Here is a 17,329-nt window from a genome sequence, read left to right as displayed (position 1 = left end):
TGAAACCAAACCTGGCAAAACCGCCTGCTTCGGCCGCAGCGCCCGGCCGGTTCTGCCGTTAGTGTCAGCGGTATGAGGATGCTGCGGCGCAGCCACCGCGTGATCATCCCGCTGGCAGTGTGGTTTTTGGTCACCTGCTTAGCTGCGGCCTGCAGCAATTCCGACCCGCTGGCGCCGCAGATGCGCAGCATGAAATCCATCGTTGTAGGGTCCGCAGACTTCCCGGAATCTCGGATCATTGCCGAGATCTATGCGCAAACGTTGCAGGCCAACGGTTTCGACGTGGGACGGCGGATGGGCATCGGTAGTCGAGAAACGTATATTCCGGCGCTCAAAGACCATTCCATCGATTTGGTGCCAGAATATGTCGGCAATCTGCTTCGGTACTTCGCCCCCAACTCGACCGCGACCATGCTCGACGCCGTGGAATTGGAGCTCTACCAGAAACTGCCGGGCGACCTGTCGGTTCTGACGCCGTCCCCGGCCTCCGATACCGATACGGTCAGTGTCACCGGCGGGACCGCCGCCGCGTGGAACCTCAAGACCATCGGCGACCTGGCCGCTCACTCGCCGGAAGTGAGATTCGGCGCACCCTCCGACTTCGAGCACCGCCCGTCCGGCCTGCCCGGGCTGCGCCAGAAATACTCCCTCAACATCAGTCCGGGCAACTTCGTCGCGATCAACGACGGTGGCGGTGCGGTGGCGGTACGCGCGCTCGTGGAGGGAAGGGTGAACGCGGCCAACATCTTCACGACTTCGCCGGCGATTCCGCAAGACCATTTGGTGGTGCTCGAGGACCCCGAACACAACTTCGTGGCCGGAAACATTGTGCCGCTGGTCAATTCGCAGAAGAAGTCCGATCGTCTCAAGAACGTCCTCGATGCGGTCTCGGCGAAGCTGTCCACGGCCGGCTTGGCCGGACTCAACGCGGCCGTGGCGGGCAACGCCGGCATCGATCCTGACCAAGCGGCCCGAAACTGGGTGCGGGACAACGGCTTCAACCATCCGATTACACAATGACGGTCGACTGGAGGGTGCCGCGGTGATCGTCTTCGACGATGTCTGCAAGACATTCGCCGACGGGACCACCGCTGTCCATCGGCTGAGCCTGGTGGTTCCCAACGGGAAGCTGACCGTCTTCGTGGGCTCCTCCGGAAGCGGGAAGACCACCGCACTGCGGATGATCAACCGCATGATCGAGCCGACGTCGGGCACCATCACCGTCGACGGGGAGGATGTCCGAGGCGTCGACCCGGTGAAGCTGCGGCTCGGAATCGGTTACGTGATCCAGCATGCCGGGCTCATGCCGCATCAGCGGGTCATCGACAACGTCGCGACGGTGCCGGTGTTGCGGGGGCAGTCGCGTCGCGACGCCCGCAAGGCGGCCTACCAGGTACTCGAACGCGTGGGGCTGGACGCCAAGCTCGCCAACCGCTACCCGGCGCAGCTCTCCGGCGGTGAACAACAACGCATCGGCGTAGCGCGCGCACTGGCCGCCGATCCGCCGATTCTGTTGATGGACGAGCCATTCTCAGCCGTCGACCCGGTCGTTCGTCTCGAGCTGCAAAACGAAATACTGCGCCTGCAAAGCGAATTGCACAAAACCATCGTGTTTGTCACGCACGACATCGACGAGGCGCTGAAACTGGCCGATCGAGTCGCGATCTTCGGGCGGGGCGGCGCGCTGCAGCAGTACGACGAACCCACCCAAGTACTTTCGCGGCCGGCCAACGATTTCGTGTCGAAGTTCATCGGTCTGGGCCGTGGCTACCGCTGGCTGCAGCTGATCGACTCGAATGGCCTGCCACTGCACGCCGTTGACACGTTTCCGGCCAGCGGCCTCACCGAGCGTTCACTCGCGGGGTGGGCGGTGGTTGTCGACGACGACGGCCGCCCGCTGGGCTGGATCGACGGCGAGGGTCTGCAGCAGCACCGCGGTGGTGCATCGCTGACCGACAGCATGAGCGCCGTCGGCGCGTTGTTCCGGCCCGGCGGCAATCTCAGCCACGCGCTCGACGCGGCGTTGTCGTCGCCGTCGACCGTGGGGCTCGCCGTCGACGACGACGGCAAGGTCGTCGGGGGAGTGCTGGCCGCCGACGTGCTGGCCGCGGTCGAATCGCAGCGGCGGCGCTGACCATGCACTACCTGCTCGGCCACCTCGGCGACGCGTGGACCCTGACCGTGATCCACCTGCGGATGTCGTTGGTGCCGGTGCTGATCGGACTGGCGATCGCGGTCCCGCTGGGGGTGCTGGTGCAGCGTGCACCGATCGCGCGGCGGCTGACCACCGCGATTGCCAGTGTCGTATTCACCGTCCCGTCGCTGGCGTTGTTCGTGGCCCTGCCGGTGGTTATCGGAACCCGGATTCTCGACGAGGCCAACGTCCTGGTCGCATTGACCGCCTACAGCACCGCGCTGATGGTGCGCGCGGTGCTCGAAGCGCTGGATGCGGTGCCGGCTCAGGCGCGTGACGCCGCCACCGCGGTCGGCTATTCGCCCGTCCAGCGAATTTTGAAAGTTGAACTGCCGCTGTCGATTCCGGTGATGGTAGCGGGGTTGCGGGTGGTCGTCGTGACCAATATCGCAATGGTGTCGGTGGGGTCGGTGATCGGGATCGGCGGGCTGGGCACCTGGTTCACCGAGGGGTACCAGACCGACAAGAGCGACCAGATTCTGGCCGGCATCATCGTCCTGTTCGCACTGGCCGTCGTCATCGACGTGTTGATCGTGGTGGCCGGCCGGCTCGCCACGCCCTGGTCGCACGCGGGTGCCGCCCCGCGCCGCCGATCCGTACTCGCCCCGGCGGTGGGAGGCGCGCGATGAACTTCATCGGCCAGGCGGTGTCCTATCTGCTGACCGTCGACAACTGGACCGGCCCGGTCGGCCTTGCGGCGCGGATCTTGGAGCACGTGGAGTACACCGTCGTCGCGGTGGGCGCCTCGGCGCTGATCGCCATTCCCATCGGCATGGTCATCGGTCACACCGGCCGCGGCACGCTGCTGGTCGTGGGTGCGGTCAACGGGCTGCGCGCACTGCCGACGCTCGGGGTGCTGCTGCTGGGCGTGCTGCTGTTCGGATTGGGACTCGGGCCGCCGCTGGTAGCCCTGATGCTGCTCGGTGTGCCGGCACTGCTGGCGGGCACCTACGCGGGCATCGCCAACGTCGACCCGGTGGTGGTCGACGCCGCGCGGGCGATGGGCATGACGGAGGCGCAGGTGCTGATGCGCGTCGAGATGCCCAACGCGATGCCGTTGATTCTCGGCGGGCTGCGCAACGCGACGCTGCAGGTGGTCGCCACCGCGACGGTGGCCGCCTACGCCAGCCTCGGCGGGCTGGGCCGTTACCTGATCGACGGGATCAAGGAACGCGAATTCCAGCTCGCCCTGGTCGGCGCGCTGATGGTGGCGGGGCTGGCGCTGATCCTCGACGGCCTGCTGGCCATGGCCGTCTGGATTTCGGTGCCGGGCACCGGACGGTTGCGCAGGCCTGTCCGCCGCGTCGATGTGACGGTGACCGCAGTTGCCGACCAGCCTGCCGCGGCCGGTGGGCACGTTTTACGGTAGGGAGTGTGAACAGCCCCTCTGACCCGACTGAGCGCGTCTGGCCCGCGATGCTGACCTGGCGCGCGCCGGATATATCTCGCATGGAATCCGTGCGAGTACAAGTGTCCGGCAAGCGAATTAGGGCTGCCGGCCGAATTGTGGCCGCGGCTACCGCGACCAACCCGGCATTCGGGGCCTTCTACGAAGTACAGACCGACGAGAGCGGAGCCACCAAGAGGTTCGGGCTGACGATCACGCTCGCCGAGCGGGAACGTCAGCTCGCCATCGCGCGCGACGAAGAGAACATGTGGATGGTCACCGACCACCAGGGCGACCGTCGCGAGGGATACAACGGCGCGCTCGACGTCGACGTGGTCTTCAGCCCGTTCTTCAACGCCCTGCCGATCCGCCGGCTGGGGCTGCACGAGCGGGCCGAAACCATCACGCTGCCGGTGGTCTACGTCAACGTGCCGGACATGACCGTCATGGCGGCCACGGTGAGCTACACCGGACAGGGAGTCCCCGAGGGGATCAAGTTGCGTTCGCCGGTCGCCGACACCACGGTGAGCGTCGACACCGACGGGTTCATCGTGGACTATCCCGGATTGGCAGAGCGGATCTGATCACCCCGCCGGCCCGCCCGGCGGCGGCCAGCTCCTCACGCCAGTCCGGCGCGCCGATCGTGATGGTGAAGATGTCGGAGCGCGGGAAACGGTCGTAGCGCGTTCGCGCGGCATGGCCGGCATCGACGAGTTCGGCCACCGAGTTGTCCCAGTCCAGCGAGTCGCGGGCGCGGCTGAGCAGGTCGATGACCCGGTCGACCGCCGTGAGCAGATGCGCGGTATTGCCTTCGCACATCGCGCGCACCAGGTCCGGGGCGCTGCCCGCCACCCGGGTGCCGTCCCGGAAAGACCCGGCGGCCAGCGCGAAGGCCAGCGGCACCTCCGCGGCCGTCACCGCCAACGCCTCGGCGAGCAGGTGCGGCAGATGCGAGATGGCGGCCGCCGCGGCGTCGTGCTCGTCGGATTTGGCGGGCACCACTACCGCGCCGCAATCCAGCGCCAGCGTCATCACCATCCACCACACCACCGGGTCCACGTGGTCGTCGACGCTGACGACCCACGGTGCCGCGGTGAACAATCCGGCGTGGCCGGCCGCCCAACCAGAGCTCTCGGTGCCCGTCATCGGGTGTCCGCCGACAAATCGGTCCTGCAGACCGGCCGCGACAACCTCGTCGAGCACTGCCGTCTTGACGCTGGTGACGTCGGTGAGCGGACATTTCGGGGCGAGTTCGCTCACATGGGCGAGCATGGCCGGCAGCGCGGGCATCGGCACGGCCAGCACGATCAGGGCGCCGCTGTCGGCGGCGCGGGTCAAGGTGTCCGCGAGCTCAGTCGTCGCGGCAAAGCCGTCGGCGAGCGCTCCGCGCGCGCCCTCCACGGAGCGGTTGTAGCCGAACACCTCCCGGCCCGCCGCCGCGGCCGCGCGCATGACCGAGCCGCCGATGAGTCCCAATCCGAGAACACACACCGGGGTCCTAGCCGCCGTCCACGACACAGACCAAGGTTGGCACAGTTGGATCGACAACGAAGGCCCGAGGTCCCCCCGGAGGCTTGCGCTGTCTGGTCAAGCCGCCTGGTCAGCGACTAGCGTAGGCGCCCATGGGACGAGAGCGGGCCGCAACGCAAGGCCCGTCCGTGGATACACCGGACGGCTTTGGCGTCGCCGTCGTACGCGAAGAGGGCCAGTGGCGGTGTTCGGTGATGGCACCCAATTCGCTGACGAGTCTGGCCGCCGCCGAGACAGAGCTGCGTGAACTACGCAGCGCGGGAGCGGTCTTTGGGCTTCTCGACATCGACGACGAGTTCTTTGTGATCGTCCGGCCGGCACCATCGGGAACTCGGCTGTTGCTGTCGGATGCCACGGCGGCATTGGACTATGACATCGCCGCCGAGGTTTTGGACAACCTGGACGCCGACATCGATCCCGAGGACCTCGAGGACTCGGAGCCGTTCGAAGAAGGCGACCTCGGGTTGCTGTCCGACATCGGCCTGCCCGAGGCGGTCCTCGGCGTCATCCTCGACGAGTCCGACCTGTACGCCGACGAGCAGTTGGGCCGCATCGCACGCGAGATGGGCTTTGCCGACCAGCTGTCGGCGGTGATCGACCGTCTCGGTCGGTGATTTCGGACGAGGAGCTGATCCGGGCCGCGCTGGCGGCCGCCGCGACGGCGGGCCCCCGCGACGTGCCGATCGGTGCGGTGATTGTCGCGGCCGACGGAACCGAACTCGCCCGCGCGGTGAATGCCCGTGAGGCACTTGGTGATCCGACCGCGCACGCGGAAGTCTTGGCGATCCGCGCGGCGGCGAACGTGCTGGGTGACGGGTGGCGCCTGGAGGGCGCCACGCTGGCGGTCACCGTCGAACCCTGCACGATGTGTGCGGGTGCTCTGGTGCTGGCGCGCGTCGCGCGGCTGGTGTTCGGCGCGTGGGAACCAAAGACCGGGGCGGTCGGATCGCTGTGGGATGTGGTCCGCGACCGCCGGCTCAATCACCGCCCCGAGGTGCGCGGCGGTGTGCTCGCCACCGAGTGCGCCGCGCCGCTGGAGGAGTTCTTCGCCCGTCAGCGATTGGGGTGAGCGGGCGCTGGTTGGGTAAGCTGCTCGGCGGTGGCGTGTCCGAGCGGCCTAAGGAGCACGCCTCGAAAGCGTGTGACGGCTAACACCGTCCGAGGGTTCAAATCCCTCCGCCACCGCCACAGCGTCCCGCGGGAAACCGCAGGTGAAGCTCTATTTCGTCTATCCGCCACCATCCGCTGGAGCCGTGGCCGGCGGGGGTCCGGGCAGCGGGCCGAATCCCGGTGGCGGCGCGGGCAGCGGCAGCGCATTGGGGTCGACCCACGGTGGCCGCAGGGGGTCATGCAGCGGATCGAGGGTGTAATTCATGCGAGACGGGGTCCCGGGCGCCGGCGGTATGGGCATGTCCGGCTGCCCCCAGTGGGTCCCCAACATCAGTCCGCGCTTGAGTCGTGGAATCGTCAGGTCCAGATCGGCAGTGATGTTGAAGTAGTCGCCGCGTACGGCGCGGTCGACGAAGTTCTGGTTGAAGGGGAACAAGAACAGCGCCGCCACCGCCATCCCGAGCTCGGGTCCCACATCGGCGAGCGCTTTGAGGGCCGGCTCCAAGTTCTTGAGGTTCCGAATCAGGTCCTCCTGGGCGTCGTTGACCAACCGATTCGCGGTATTGCTGAACGCGCGCAGGTGATCCAGGGCCTCCGTCAATCGCGGGCGCTCCTTGATCAACACCTCAAGAGCCGGCGGAATCTTGTGCAGCGCCTCGGTCAACACATCACGCTGGGCCGCGAAGGTGCCCGACAGCCGGTTGAGCGCCTGAATGGACTCAACGATGTTGTCGCGCTGCTGATCCAGCGTCCCCACGAACGTGTCCAGGCGGTTGAGCAGATCCCGCGCGGCACCCGCGTGCCCCGACAGCGCGGTCGAGAAGTTGTGGATGACCTCCCCGATCTGCCCCAGCCCGCCGCCGTTGACGACCGCGCCCAACGACGACAACGTCTGCTCGGTCGACGGATACGCCGTCGACCGGCTCAACGGAATCGTGGCCCCGGGCTGCAGCCGACCGCTGCCCGACTGGCCCAGCGGCGTATTGAGCTCCACATGCATCGAGCCCAGCAGGCTGGTCTGACCGACGGTGGCCACCACATTGGCCGGCACGACGACATCGCGCTTGACCGAGATCTCGACGTCGGCATGCCAGCCCTGCACCCGCATCTCACCGACACTGCCGACCACGACGTCGTCGACCATCACCGGCGAATTCGACTCCATCGTCCCAACATTCGGCAACTCGACGTGATAGATATTCGCCCCCGGCCCACGCCCCACCGCACCGGGCAACGGCAACGAATTCACGCCCTGGAAGCCGCATCCCGCTACCGACAACACCACGCTGCAGCCGAGGGCGCACCCCCGCCGCACCGCAACTCGGCCGACGCGCTCGGCGCTCGACAGCGAGACCAGCAGCGTCACCGACACTCCTTTCCCGTGCGACTACCGCGGGGTTAGTGAAGCGACCGGTCGGGTGGTGGTCGCGTGGACGAGCAGTTCGGCGAGTTCGGCGGGCCGGCTCAGAAAGGGTGAATGCGAGGAGTCGATCGTGAGCGGGTCGACACCCAGGCGGGTGGCCACGACGTCGGATAGCCACCGTGGTTTCGAACGGTCCTGTAGGCAACGGATGTAACTGCGGGGCAGATCGGCTTCCCAGAAACGAGGCACCGATACCGGCGTGGTCGTAGTGTCGCCGAACCGTTCCGGGCACAAGCGCTGAAACGCCCAGCGCGCGGTTTGCTCGTCGCAGTCGTGGTAGAAGTATTGCCACGCGCCTTCGAAGGTGGCGAAGCTCATGGCGCCGTCCTCGTCAAAATTCAAGTAGGACAACATTTCTCCGACATCGGCGTCAAAGGAGCCGTCTTCGGAATCGCGCATCGCCATTGCCTCGGGATAGGTTCGGCCCTCACGAGGCAGGGCGGCCGCCAAGTAAATGGTGTGGGCGACAAGGTCAGTGGCAGCATCGGCGGCCAAGGTGATGTCGAAACCGCCTCCGGAGTGCCCGACCAGGACGTCTCCTGGCCGTAGCACCTCGACGATGGCGTCGCGCCGGTTGGCAAGCGTGGATTCCTCGTGAAGACGCGCGCCGTGGCCGGGAATGTCGACCGCGACCGCGTCGTGCCCGAGGCGGTTCAGTTCGGGGATGGTTCGCTCCCAGCACCATGCCGCGTGAAAGCCGCCGTGCACGAGGACGAAACGCATCGAGCCTGCCTCACCCATGAGCCCAGACGCTAACACGATTTCTACAAATGTAGGAGACAAATCCTACGTTTGTAGAAAACTCGACCTAGCCTGCGGGGGGATGGGTCAGAGCTGGCCGTTGTGCACGTGGTGGGAAGCGGCAACTCCGGCGACCAGCGCGTGCAGCAGCTGAGTGAGTTCCTCGGCACTCTCCACGCCCGGATGTCCAAATACCTGCCGGAAGCTCACGCCGTTGATGAAGGTCGTGATCGCGCGGGCCTGTTTCTCCACCAGAGCCCGATCGACAGGGCCGGGTTGCAGTTGCGTGACGGCTCGTTCGCTCAGCGCTACGAAACCCGTCGTCACATCCTGGAGGGCGCTGTGCAGCACCTCATCTCGGTGCGCGTGCAGCGCCAATTCGTAACGCGCGCGCGACCGATCCAGGGCAGGTCCGGCCGCCGAGCGCATCACCATTTCGGCGAGCACCGACAAAGTCGTGTCGGTCGTCTTGGTCTCAGCCTGGGCGCAACGCTGCACGACTTCTTCGAAATCGATGGCGTCCAGTTCGGCCACCCGCTCGGCCGTCGCGCGGAGCAACGCCGAACGGGTGCGGAAATACGATGACGTCGTGCCGTCGGGCAGCCCTGCCCGTTGCTCCACCTTCCGGTGCGTGAGCCCCTTGGCCCCTTCGTCGGCAAGGATTTGGATCGCGGCATCACACAGAACGCGGCGGCGCCCCTCGACATCAGCTTTGCGCTTCATAGCAACGCGGGCAGTGTAACTCAGGTCAAAAGGGGTGCCGACGAGAAATCGCAGGTAATTGCCTGCTGCCAGGAAGCCACGGGCTATCGACCCCGCCTTTCTCGGCGATTCGAGATATTTGCGGGCCGTGATCATATTTACTGTGACCCAACTCACTCAATAGTCGCGGGCGTAGTTCGTGGGTAAATGAGTGCGGGAGGGGCAGACCGATGACGTGGCTGACGACGTGGTGGGGGCAGGACCACCATTTCGATTGGCTGACAGGCTATTTGCAATCCCACGGGCTGGGTTCGAAGACCCGCAAGCTGATGGCGGGGGTTGCCGCCTCGTTGGTGCTGGTCCCCGCGAACGAGTGGTTGGGCCCGGCCCCGTTGTTTCGGCCCGCGGCGCTGGCGTATTCCGTGCTGGCCGCCGTGATCGGACTGGGTATGGCGATACTCTGGCTGCGCGGATGGCCCACGCGGCGCCAGTCCCTTTTCTTTATCTTGACCGGCACCGTCATCATCTCGATCGGCTGCTTGTGGCAACCCGTGCCGCTGGTCGCGCTGATGGCATGTTCGGCGCTGGCGGTTCCCGGCGGCTACCTCGCGTTCTTCCACACCGCCAAGTACATGGCGCTCAACTTTGCCCTGGCCTGCGCAATCGCGGCCTGGGAAGCGGTGCGTGTGGCTGCTGCGGGGAACGCGGTCCTGGCCTTCTCCGGCTATTTTCTGGTGCTGGAACTCAACGTGGTCGTACCGTTGGCCATCCAGATCGTCGTGCGCGCACTCTGGGTGGATCTGTTGCGCGCCAACTGCGACCCATTGACCGGCCTGCTGAATCGGCGGGCCTGCGATCGCGCCGTGGTGGGGCGGATGGTTCTCGGTGCCCACCACATGTTTTTGATGGTGGCGATGATCGATCTGGACCGGTTCAAGAAGCTCAACGACACCCATGGACATGCCGCCGGCGATGAAGCGCTCGTCGCGGTGGCCGGGGCACTGAACGCCGCCTGCAGCGACACCGCGATCATCGGCCGCGTCGGCGGCGAGGAATTCTTGATTGCCGACATCGTGACGGCAGAACAGAAGCCCGACTGGGGGCGACACCTCTGCGATGCCGTGGCCGCGATCAACGCCCCCGTGACCGCAAGCGTCGGAATCGCCGCTCTGACGCTGCGCGGCATGGGCACCGACGACGCCGACCCGGCGTTTCGCCAGTTGGTCGCCCATGCCGACAATGCGATGTATGAAGCCAAACGGCGTGGGGGCAACCAAACTCACCACCACGCGCTCGTCGTCTGAACGGTCACTCCCGCCCGGATCAACGACGAAATCGCCGGGCGACCAGCTTGGTGAATTCGACCGTCGACCGGCGCACGGATTCGAACTCCAGTGACACCAACAACGTGTCCACCATCGCGAACGGCAGTGTGGTCGCCACGGCCCCGCGGCCGTACTCGATGTGCCATGAGCCGGGGTGAATGGTCAGGCCCCGTGCGCGGCCCCGCTCGAGGCAGGTGTGTTCACCGGGCATCAGCGTCATGGCTGTCGTATCGTCGCTCTCGAGATCGTAGGAGTCGATGCGCCCGGCCAACAGGAACTTGTGGATGTCCACATGCTTGTAGCGGCCCGAAAAGCCTTGAGTGCCAGTGGGAGAACCGAAGATCACGATGTACTCGCGGGGGCTGAAGTAGAGAAAGCGGACCTTGCCGAGGATCCCGCCGGCCTTACTGCCCACCCATCGGCCCGGCGTCGGATCGACCAGGCCGGGGTATTCGTCGGCGAGCAATTCGACGGCCCGCGTGATCAATTCGCCATCCTCGAGCGGCAGGCCGACGACTTGTTTGGCGATGTTGTGCAGCGCATCCGGATCGATTTTGTACGGCATCAGCACGTCCCTTCACACACCGAGCACCCGCCGCGAAACTAGCAGCGCTCGGCCGCCACGACCAGAGCTGACTGGGTATGGTTCGACGATGACGCCGGGCCGCGCAGCACAAGAGCGCCCGGACGCGTCCGACGCGAAAGCCGATGACGCCGCCCGGGGCCGTCCGCGCGACATGCAGCGTCGCGCGGCCGTCATCGCCGCCACCCGGGAACTGTTGATCGCCAGCGGCTACGAGGAGATCACGCTGGCCGGCGTCGCCCGCCATGCCGGGGTGTCGCGCCCCTTCGTCTACGAACACTGGGGCAGCAAGTTCGCGCTGGTCGAGGACGCCATTTTTTCCGTCCCCGGCGAGCTTCCGGCCATCGACGAACTCCCCTTCGCCGACGCGCTGACCAGCCTGATCACCGGCATGGTCCGCGTCCAATCGGATCCCGCCTATCTGGCCGGCATGCCGGGCGTCGCGACCGTGCTCTACAGCCGACCGGACCTGGTCGAACAGGTCGAAGCGCGGTACATGGCCCCGATCCGGGCGCTGTGGGTCCGACTGATCGAACGCGGAAAAACCGAGGGCCTGGTGCGGTCCGAGGTCGACGGGAGCGCGCTGATGGACACCGTGCGTGGCGCGGTCACGCTGCACACCTCGGTGAACAAGGCGCTCGGCGAGGCCGAACTGATCGCGCACCTGAAGTCATTGATCGCCCATGGCATTACGCTCCAGCAATAGTTTCCTTACATTGTGTAAGGTAATGGCGCTGCGGAGGAGGGCTGCCGACCTTGACCACTGACTCGCTGCGCGCACGCTTCGACCTCACCGGGCGCACCGCCATCGTCACCGGCGGCACGCGCGGCATCGGGCTGGCCATCGCCGAGGGATTGGTCGAGTGCGGCGCCAATGTGGTTGTCGCCAGCCGAAAGGCCGACGCGTGTGCGGCGGCGGCGGACAAGCTGCAGGCGCTGGGCGGCGGCCGGGCCGTCGGCGTCCCCACTCATCTGGGCGACCTGGACGCCATCGGTCGACTCGTCGAGGCCACCGCCGCGGCATTCGGGGGGATCGACATGGTGGTCAACAACGCCGCCAACGCCCTGTCGCTGCCGCTCGGCGAGTTCACCCCGGAAGCGTGGTCGAAGTCGTTCTCCGTCAATCTGCAAGGCCCGGTGTTCCTGATCCAGGCGGCGTTGCCGCACCTGCGCAACAGCGGGCACGCCTCGATCCTCAACATCGTCTCTGCCGGGGCCTTCATCTATTCGCCTGCGACATCGATGTATTCGGCGGCCAAGGCCGCGATGGTCTCGTTCACCCGCTCCATGGCCGCGGCGTTCGCAGCGCAAGGCATTCGCGTCAATGCCCTGGCGCCCGGCTCGGTCGACACCGACATGGCGCGGGCCAACCCGCCGGAGTTCATCGAGGTGATGAAGGCAGCCGCGCTGCTCAAGCGGATCGCCGACCCTGCCGAAATGGTGCCTCCCGCGCTGTTGTTGCTTTCTGACGCAGGCAGTTTCATCACGGGGCAGACCATCATCGCCGACGGTGGAATGGTCGCCAGGTAGGAATGGCAATCATGACCGGCACAGACGGCGCAACGCGCGAAGCCAACAAGCAAACACTCCGGCGGGCGATGGACGGCATCGGCGCGCTCGACCTCGACGCCGTCGTCGCCGAGCTCCATGACGGTGTTCGGTTCGAATTACCTTACGAGGAAGCGGTTCCCGACTCCGGCATGGACGGCATCCGCACCCTGCTCGGTTCGATGTTCGGCATGTTCGGAAAATTCACGATCACACTCACCGACATCTACGACCTGCTCGACCCGAACATGTTGGTGGCGCGCTACCGCGGCGACGCGCTGGGTCGTGACAAGCCCGTCGTGTACCGGAACGACTACATCGGCGTGTTCGAGTTCCGCGACGGCAAGATCACGCTGTGGCGGGAGTTCGACAACCCCATGGTGTCGGCCGCAATGGTCGCCGGGTTCGCCGCGGACGGGGCAAGCGCGTGAGCACCGATACGGCGATCACCGTCGAGCGGTTAGACGACGATGCGATCGCGATCCTGACGATCAATCGTCCGCAGCGCCGAAATGCCTTGGACTCACAGACTCTCGTCGAACTGCATCGCCTGCTGGACACGTTGAACGGTGATCCCGCGCTGCGCGCGATCGTGGTGACGGGCCAAGGCGTCTCGTTCTGCGCGGGCGCCGACCTGAGGTCGCAGCCGGACGATTTGTCCGACACCGCGGGTGTCCCGTACGCCCAGCTGCGCTCCGCGGCCACCTCGACCGTCGCTGTCACGATGGCCGCGCAGGAGCTGATGGCGTCGGCCTTCGAGAAGATCCACCGGCTGCGGGTCCCGGTGATCGCCGCGGTCAACGGATTCGCGTTGGGTGGTGGCTTCGCGCTGGCGTTGGCCTGTGACATCCGGTACGCGGTCGAATCGGCCACGTTCGGCGCGGTTTTCATCCGGCACGGGGTGTCGGCGTGCGACATGGGCACCAGTTATTTCCTGCCCCGGCTGGTCGGAGCGTCGCGCGCGGCCGAATTGATGCTCACCGGACGGGTTTTCGGCGCGGCCGAAGCGGTCGCCATCGGGCTGGTCCTCGAAGTCGTCGACGCCGCGAGCCTGCTCGACACCGCGGTCGCGAAAGCCCGTGAGATAGCCCAGAACTCGCCCTTGGCGATCTGGATGACCAAGGAAACGATGTGGCAGACCGTCGACTCGCCGAGTCTGCGTCACGCGCTCGACATCGAAAACCGGACACAGGTGATGTGCACGGGCACGGGGGATCTGGCCAACTCGTTCGCCGCCTTTCGCGACGAAGGGACAGCTCGTTGGAATCCACTGTGACTCAGGAAGGCCGCTAAAGCATGGCGAACGCTCTCTGTGAACGACTCGGTATCGAGTTCCCGCTATTCGCGTTCTCGCACTGTCGCGACGTCGTCGCCGAGGTCAGCAAGGCCGGCGGCTACGGCGTACTGGGCGCGCTGGCCTACAACGCCGAGCGCCTCGAGGTCGAGCTGTCCTGGATCGACGAGCACGTCGGCGGCCGGCCGTACGGCGTGGACTTCGCGATGCCGGAGAAGTTCGTCGGCAAGGGTGAGCCCTACAGCCTGGACGCGCTGCGCGAGCTGATCCCGGCCACCCACACCGAACACATGGAAAAGGTGCTGAGTAACCATGGCGTGCCGCCGCTGCCGGAGGACGCCGAGCGGCGGGTGATCGCCGCGGGTCTCGGGGTCGAGGCGGAAGGGCCCGGCCAGGTGGAGGTCGCGCTTCGTCACCCGGTGTCGATGGTCGTCAACGCGCTGGGCCCGCCACCGGCGTACGCCGTCGAGGCCGCACACGAAAAGGGCGTCCTGGTAGGCGCATTGAGTGGCTCGCCGCGCCATGCCCGGCGCAACGTCGACGCCGGCGTGGACGTGATCATCGCCCAGGGCGGCGAGGCCGGCGGACACACCGGCGAGATCTCCACGATGGTGCTGGTGCCCGCGGTCGTCGACGAGGTCGGACCCGACATCCCCGTGCTGGCTGCGGGGGGCATCGGGAACGGTCGACAGATGGCGGCCGCGATGGCTCTGGGGGCGCAGGGCGCTTGGACTGGATCGCTGTGGCTGACGGTCGCCGAGGCGTCGACCGAACCGTGGGTCGTCGAGAACCTCTTGAAGGCCGGGTACTCCGACACGGTGCGGTCGCGCGCGATGACCGGCAAGCCGGCCAGGCAGATCCGCACCGAATGGACCGAGGCCTGGGACGGCCCCGACAACCCGGAACCTTTGCCAATGCCGTTGCAAGGCATCATCTATGCCGATGCTTCCGCACGGTTCATGCGGGCGCGGTCGAGCGCGTTGTCGGGCTCCCCGGCGGGTCAGATCGTCGGGTCGATCAACAAGGTGCGGCGCTCGCGGGAGGTGGTCCTCGACATCGTCGAGGAGTGGCTGGCCACCGTGCGGCGTCTGGCGGAAGACGACTGAGGAGGAATCGCTGTGGTCGACATCGACAACGACGTCCGGGACATCGACACCGGTGCACCCATGACGCGCTTTGCTCGCGGCTGGCACTGCATCGGCCTGGCAGAGGACTTCCGCGACGGAAATCCACACGCGGTCAACGCATTCGGCACTCGACTGGTGGTGTTCGCCGACTCCGATGGCGATGTGCATGTCCTCGACGCGTACTGCCGCCACATGGGTGGCGACCTGTCCCAGGGTACGGTCAAGGGTGATTCGATAGCCTGCCCGTTTCACGACTGGCGCTGGCAAGGCTCGACCGGGCGCTGCTCGCTGGTGCCCTACGCCAAGCGCACGCCCCGGTTGGCGCGGACGCGGCGCTGGCCCACCGGCGAGGTCAATGGCCAACTGCTCGTCTGGCACGACCCCGAGGGGTCGACGCCGGCACCGGAGCTCTTCCCGCCGACCATCGACGGGTACGCCGAAGGGCAATGGTCGCCGTGGTCGTGGAACTCGATCCTCATCGAAGGGTCACACTGCCGCGAGATCGTCGACAACAACGTCGACATGGCCCACTTCTTCTACATCCACCACGCGTACCCGACGTTCTTCAAGAACATCATCGAAGGCCACACCGCGACCCAGATCATGGAGTCGAAGGCCCGCCCCGATACCACGAACAACTACGAAAAACTGTGGGAGGGAACGAAGCTTCGCTCCGAGGCAACGTATTTCGGCCCCGCCTACATGATCAACTGGCTGCACAACGACGTGGCGCCGGACTTCACGATCGAAGTGGCGCTGATCAACTGCCACTATCCGGTCACCCACAACTCGTTCGTGCTGCAGTGGGGGGTGGCCGTTCAGGAACTGCCCGGCCTGCCGGCGGACAAGGCGGCCAAGCTCGCCGCCGCGATGAGCCGATCGTTCGGCGAGGGCTTCCTCGAAGACGTCGAGATCTGGAAGCACAAGACACGCATCGAAAACCCGTTGCTCACCGAGGAGGACGGCGCGGTGTATCAGCATCGGCGCTGGTACGAACAGTTCTACGTCGACGCCGCCGACGTCACCGCGGAGATGACGGACCGCTTCGAAATCGAGATAGACACCAACCACGCCAACAGGTTTTGGCAACACGAGGTCGCCGAGAACCTCGCCGCGGCCGCCCAGTCCTAGCTTCGTCCTTCGACCAGGAATGTCCCGCGGGCCGCGGTCACGGGAGGCGCCCGCGGCATCGGCGGGGCTTAGTTCGCCAGCAGCGCCGCTACATCGTCGGGTGCGGGCATGTCGCCAATTTGCCCGGCAATCCTGCGGGCCGCGGCCCGGTATCCCGGATTGCGCAGAATTTCGTTTGCCGCCTGGGCAATTCGGTGTGGACTGAACTCGTCGCGTGGAATGCAAATTCCGGCGCCCGAAGCCGCGACACGCTCGGCTTGACCGCGTTGATCGGCACCCTGAGGTGCGAGCACCAGCGGAATACCGTGGGTCAGCGCGCCGAGATTGCTGCCCGCGCCGCCATGAGCCACCACGGCGTCGACACCCTCGAGGAGTTCGCGGTACGGCATGAACTCTTCGAAGCTTACGCATTTGCGGTCGACCGTGAAGTCGGCACGTGATTGGTTGCGGCCGAGCGTAACTCGCAACGAGAAATCGTGCTCCGACAATGCCCGGAGAATGGGATCGAGTACGGCAGGATCGCCGAACATCGTGCCGAATGTCACCAGGATCCCGGGCTTGCGAGCCAACGGTGTTGGCGTCTTGGATTGCGGCGCGCTGGGCGACCGATACGCCTCGGGTCGCATGGGTACCCATCCTGGCGGCTCCTGCCATCCATCGACTTGCAGGTCGGGCGGGCATATGTCGACGACCCACCTGGCCCGTCGCCAGCGCACCCCGCGGGCCCGATAATCGGCGGCGGCGCGCAACTCGGCGGCCCGGACGAAATCCGCCGACACATCCGCGCCGAAGGTGTGGCAGACCCTTTCCACGTCGCAGGCCGCGGCAAGAAACGCCCCGACGTAGTCCATCAGGTCATGGACCACCAGATCTGGGCCCCAGGCTTTCGCCACCGCGAGCGAGTCATCAACGGACATATCGATTCTGGCGCTGGTAAACGCTTCGATCACCGCTTCGCGAGAGCACTCGCCCCTGACGTCTTCACCGGTGCGTCGCATCACCTCGGCAATCACCGATGGAGTGTCCGCACCGGCCACCAGGACCTGAAGATCTTCGTCCGACACAACCGATACTTCGGCCCGCGAAACCATGATGGCCACCTGGTGTCCGCGCGCCCGGAAAGCTCGGGCAAGCGGCAACAACGGAATGAGGTGCCCATATCCAGGCACACAACTGAAGAGTATTCGCATCGGCTGACCTCACGTTCCGGGCGTCGGCTGGACCACAGTAGGGA

The 17,329-nt window shown here is 66.2% G+C and carries 20 protein-coding genes and 1 tRNA gene; 15 read left to right on the top strand and 6 right to left on the bottom strand.

All coding sequences use genetic code 11. From position 1 onward, the window contains the following. Positions 1-72: 72 nt before the first annotated feature. From BN973_RS01025 to BN973_RS01005, 5 genes are read left to right on the top strand one after another with little or no spacing between them, the layout of a single operon-like run. Positions 73-1,020, top strand: coding sequence for an ABC transporter substrate-binding protein (locus tag BN973_RS01025; protein WP_036465364.1), 948 nt, complete (start codon positions 73-75; stop codon positions 1,018-1,020). Between the two features lie 22 nt (positions 1,021-1,042). Then, positions 1,043-2,134, top strand: coding sequence for an ABC transporter ATP-binding protein (locus BN973_RS01020; protein ID WP_036465362.1), 1,092 nt, complete (start codon positions 1,043-1,045; stop codon positions 2,132-2,134). A 2-nt stretch (positions 2,135-2,136) separates the two neighbouring features. Next, positions 2,137-2,823 (top strand): ABC transporter permease, encoded by a 687-nt coding sequence (locus BN973_RS01015; protein WP_036465360.1) that lies wholly within the window; start codon positions 2,137-2,139, stop codon positions 2,821-2,823. Further along, complete coding sequence (locus BN973_RS01010; protein ID WP_036465358.1) at positions 2,820-3,563, top strand: ABC transporter permease; 744 nt, start codon at positions 2,820-2,822, stop codon at positions 3,561-3,563. Before BN973_RS01015 ends, BN973_RS01010 begins: the two co-directional genes overlap by 4 nt. 47 nt (positions 3,564-3,610) lie before the next feature. Beyond that, positions 3,611-4,165, top strand: coding sequence for a putative glycolipid-binding domain-containing protein (locus BN973_RS01005; RefSeq protein WP_084163250.1), 555 nt, complete (start codon positions 3,611-3,613; stop codon positions 4,163-4,165). On the opposite strand, the gene BN973_RS01000 is transcribed toward BN973_RS01005, so the two are convergent. Beyond that, entirely contained in the window at positions 4,128-5,072 is a 945-nt protein-coding gene (locus BN973_RS01000) for a prephenate dehydrogenase (protein ID WP_036465354.1), read from the bottom strand. The genes BN973_RS01005 and BN973_RS01000 overlap by 38 nt on opposite strands. Before the next feature lie 131 nt (positions 5,073-5,203). On the opposite strand from BN973_RS01000, the gene BN973_RS00995 reads away from it, so the two are divergent. The 3 genes from BN973_RS00995 to BN973_RS00985 all read left to right on the top strand — a co-directional run bounded on the left by BN973_RS00995 (position 5,204) and on the right by BN973_RS00985 (position 6,299). Further along, a complete protein-coding gene (locus BN973_RS00995) occupies positions 5,204-5,725 on the top strand; it encodes a tRNA adenosine deaminase-associated protein (RefSeq protein WP_036465352.1) in 522 nt (173 codons plus the stop codon). Then, on the top strand, positions 5,722-6,180 hold the full coding sequence (locus BN973_RS00990) for a nucleoside deaminase (RefSeq protein ID WP_139830020.1): 459 nt from the start codon (positions 5,722-5,724) through the stop codon (positions 6,178-6,180). Before BN973_RS00995 ends, BN973_RS00990 begins: the two co-directional genes overlap by 4 nt. Positions 6,181-6,209: 29 nt before the next feature. Beyond that, positions 6,210-6,299 (top strand) — tRNA-Ser (locus tag BN973_RS00985). Positions 6,300-6,339: 40 nt separating this feature from the next. On the opposite strand, the gene BN973_RS00980 is transcribed toward BN973_RS00985, so the two are convergent. The 3 genes from BN973_RS00980 to BN973_RS00970 all read right to left on the bottom strand — a co-directional run bounded on the left by BN973_RS00980 (position 6,340) and on the right by BN973_RS00970 (position 9,243). Further along, complete coding sequence (locus BN973_RS00980) at positions 6,340-7,578, bottom strand: MCE family protein (RefSeq protein ID WP_414098498.1); 1,239 nt, start codon at positions 7,576-7,578, stop codon at positions 6,340-6,342. A 30-nt stretch (positions 7,579-7,608) separates the two neighbouring features. Continuing rightward, the gene (locus BN973_RS00975) at positions 7,609-8,367 is read right to left on the bottom strand and encodes an alpha/beta fold hydrolase (RefSeq protein ID WP_036471894.1); all 759 of its coding nucleotides are present in this window, start codon (positions 8,365-8,367) and stop codon (positions 7,609-7,611) included. A gap of 105 nt (positions 8,368-8,472) precedes the next feature. Beyond that, positions 8,473-9,243, bottom strand: coding sequence for a TetR/AcrR family transcriptional regulator (locus tag BN973_RS00970; RefSeq protein ID WP_232232005.1), 771 nt, complete (start codon positions 9,241-9,243; stop codon positions 8,473-8,475). 74 nt (positions 9,244-9,317) lie between these two features. Between BN973_RS00970 and BN973_RS00965 the strand changes: the two genes are divergently transcribed. Continuing rightward, positions 9,318-10,391, top strand: coding sequence for a GGDEF domain-containing protein (locus BN973_RS00965; protein WP_036465349.1), 1,074 nt, complete (start codon positions 9,318-9,320; stop codon positions 10,389-10,391). 19 nt (positions 10,392-10,410) lie between these two features. Here the strand turns inward: BN973_RS00965 and BN973_RS00960 are convergent, their stop codons facing one another. Continuing rightward, the gene (locus BN973_RS00960) at positions 10,411-10,977 is read right to left on the bottom strand and encodes an isomerase (RefSeq protein WP_036471893.1); all 567 of its coding nucleotides are present in this window, start codon (positions 10,975-10,977) and stop codon (positions 10,411-10,413) included. An 88-nt stretch (positions 10,978-11,065) separates the two neighbouring features. Here BN973_RS00960 and BN973_RS00955 point away from each other — a divergent pair, with 88 nt between their 5' ends. From BN973_RS00955 to BN973_RS00930, 6 genes are read left to right on the top strand one after another with little or no spacing between them, the layout of a single operon-like run. After that, positions 11,066-11,701 carry a TetR/AcrR family transcriptional regulator gene (locus BN973_RS00955; protein WP_051641056.1) on the top strand — a complete coding sequence of 212 codons (636 nt, stop codon included), beginning with the start codon at positions 11,066-11,068 and terminating at the stop codon, positions 11,699-11,701. 50 nt (positions 11,702-11,751) lie between these two features. Further along, positions 11,752-12,525 (top strand): SDR family NAD(P)-dependent oxidoreductase, encoded by a 774-nt coding sequence (locus tag BN973_RS00950; RefSeq protein WP_036465347.1) that lies wholly within the window; start codon positions 11,752-11,754, stop codon positions 12,523-12,525. A gap of 11 nt (positions 12,526-12,536) precedes the next feature. Then, a complete protein-coding gene (locus BN973_RS00945; protein ID WP_169718176.1) occupies positions 12,537-12,974 on the top strand; it encodes a nuclear transport factor 2 family protein in 438 nt (145 codons plus the stop codon). After that, positions 12,971-13,819 carry an enoyl-CoA hydratase/isomerase family protein gene (locus tag BN973_RS00940; RefSeq protein ID WP_407067551.1) on the top strand — a complete coding sequence of 283 codons (849 nt, stop codon included), beginning with the start codon at positions 12,971-12,973 and terminating at the stop codon, positions 13,817-13,819. The genes BN973_RS00945 and BN973_RS00940 overlap by 4 nt, the downstream gene beginning before the upstream one ends. Before the next feature lie 20 nt (positions 13,820-13,839). Continuing rightward, complete coding sequence (locus BN973_RS00935; RefSeq protein WP_036465345.1) at positions 13,840-14,943, top strand: nitronate monooxygenase; 1,104 nt, start codon at positions 13,840-13,842, stop codon at positions 14,941-14,943. A gap of 60 nt (positions 14,944-15,003) precedes the next feature. After that, complete coding sequence (locus BN973_RS00930; RefSeq protein WP_051641519.1) at positions 15,004-16,095, top strand: Rieske 2Fe-2S domain-containing protein; 1,092 nt, start codon at positions 15,004-15,006, stop codon at positions 16,093-16,095. A gap of 68 nt (positions 16,096-16,163) precedes the next feature. Here BN973_RS00930 and BN973_RS00925 read toward each other — a convergent pair whose 3' ends face one another. After that, on the bottom strand, positions 16,164-17,264 hold the full coding sequence (locus tag BN973_RS00925; protein ID WP_139830081.1) for a glycosyltransferase: 1,101 nt from the start codon (positions 17,262-17,264) through the stop codon (positions 16,164-16,166). Positions 17,265-17,329 lie beyond the last annotated feature (65 nt).

The organism is Mycobacterium triplex, from assembly GCF_000689255.1.
GTDB classification, from domain to species: domain Bacteria; phylum Actinomycetota; class Actinomycetes; order Mycobacteriales; family Mycobacteriaceae; genus Mycobacterium; species Mycobacterium triplex.
The sequence above is the reverse complement of the archived record's forward strand: the minus strand, read 5'-3'. Positions and strand labels throughout refer to the sequence as shown.

Excerpts from the sequence above, each read along its gene's own strand:
- BN973_RS00965 (WP_036465349.1), top strand. The coding sequence starts at position 9,318 with ATGACGTGGCTGACGACGTGGTGGGGGCAGGACCACCATTTCGATTGG.
- BN973_RS00960 (WP_036471893.1), bottom strand. The coding sequence starts at position 10,977 with ATGCCGTACAAAATCGATCCGGATGCGCTGCACAACATCGCCAAACAA.
- BN973_RS01015 (WP_036465360.1), top strand. The coding sequence starts at position 2,137 with ATGCACTACCTGCTCGGCCACCTCGGCGACGCGTGGACCCTGACCGTG.
- BN973_RS00955 (WP_051641056.1), top strand. The coding sequence starts at position 11,066 with ATGACGCCGGGCCGCGCAGCACAAGAGCGCCCGGACGCGTCCGACGCG.
- BN973_RS00945 (WP_169718176.1), top strand. The coding sequence starts at position 12,537 with ATGACCGGCACAGACGGCGCAACGCGCGAAGCCAACAAGCAAACACTC.
- BN973_RS01005 (WP_084163250.1), top strand. The coding sequence starts at position 3,611 with ATGCTGACCTGGCGCGCGCCGGATATATCTCGCATGGAATCCGTGCGA.
- BN973_RS01025 (WP_036465364.1), top strand. The coding sequence starts at position 73 with ATGAGGATGCTGCGGCGCAGCCACCGCGTGATCATCCCGCTGGCAGTG.
- BN973_RS00930 (WP_051641519.1), top strand. The coding sequence starts at position 15,004 with ATGACGCGCTTTGCTCGCGGCTGGCACTGCATCGGCCTGGCAGAGGAC.
- BN973_RS00995 (WP_036465352.1), top strand. The coding sequence starts at position 5,204 with ATGGGACGAGAGCGGGCCGCAACGCAAGGCCCGTCCGTGGATACACCG.
- BN973_RS01010 (WP_036465358.1), top strand. The coding sequence starts at position 2,820 with ATGAACTTCATCGGCCAGGCGGTGTCCTATCTGCTGACCGTCGACAAC.
- BN973_RS00935 (WP_036465345.1), top strand. The coding sequence starts at position 13,840 with ATGGCGAACGCTCTCTGTGAACGACTCGGTATCGAGTTCCCGCTATTC.
- BN973_RS00975 (WP_036471894.1), bottom strand. The coding sequence starts at position 8,367 with ATGCGTTTCGTCCTCGTGCACGGCGGCTTTCACGCGGCATGGTGCTGG.
- BN973_RS00970 (WP_232232005.1), bottom strand. The coding sequence starts at position 9,243 with ATGATCACGGCCCGCAAATATCTCGAATCGCCGAGAAAGGCGGGGTCG.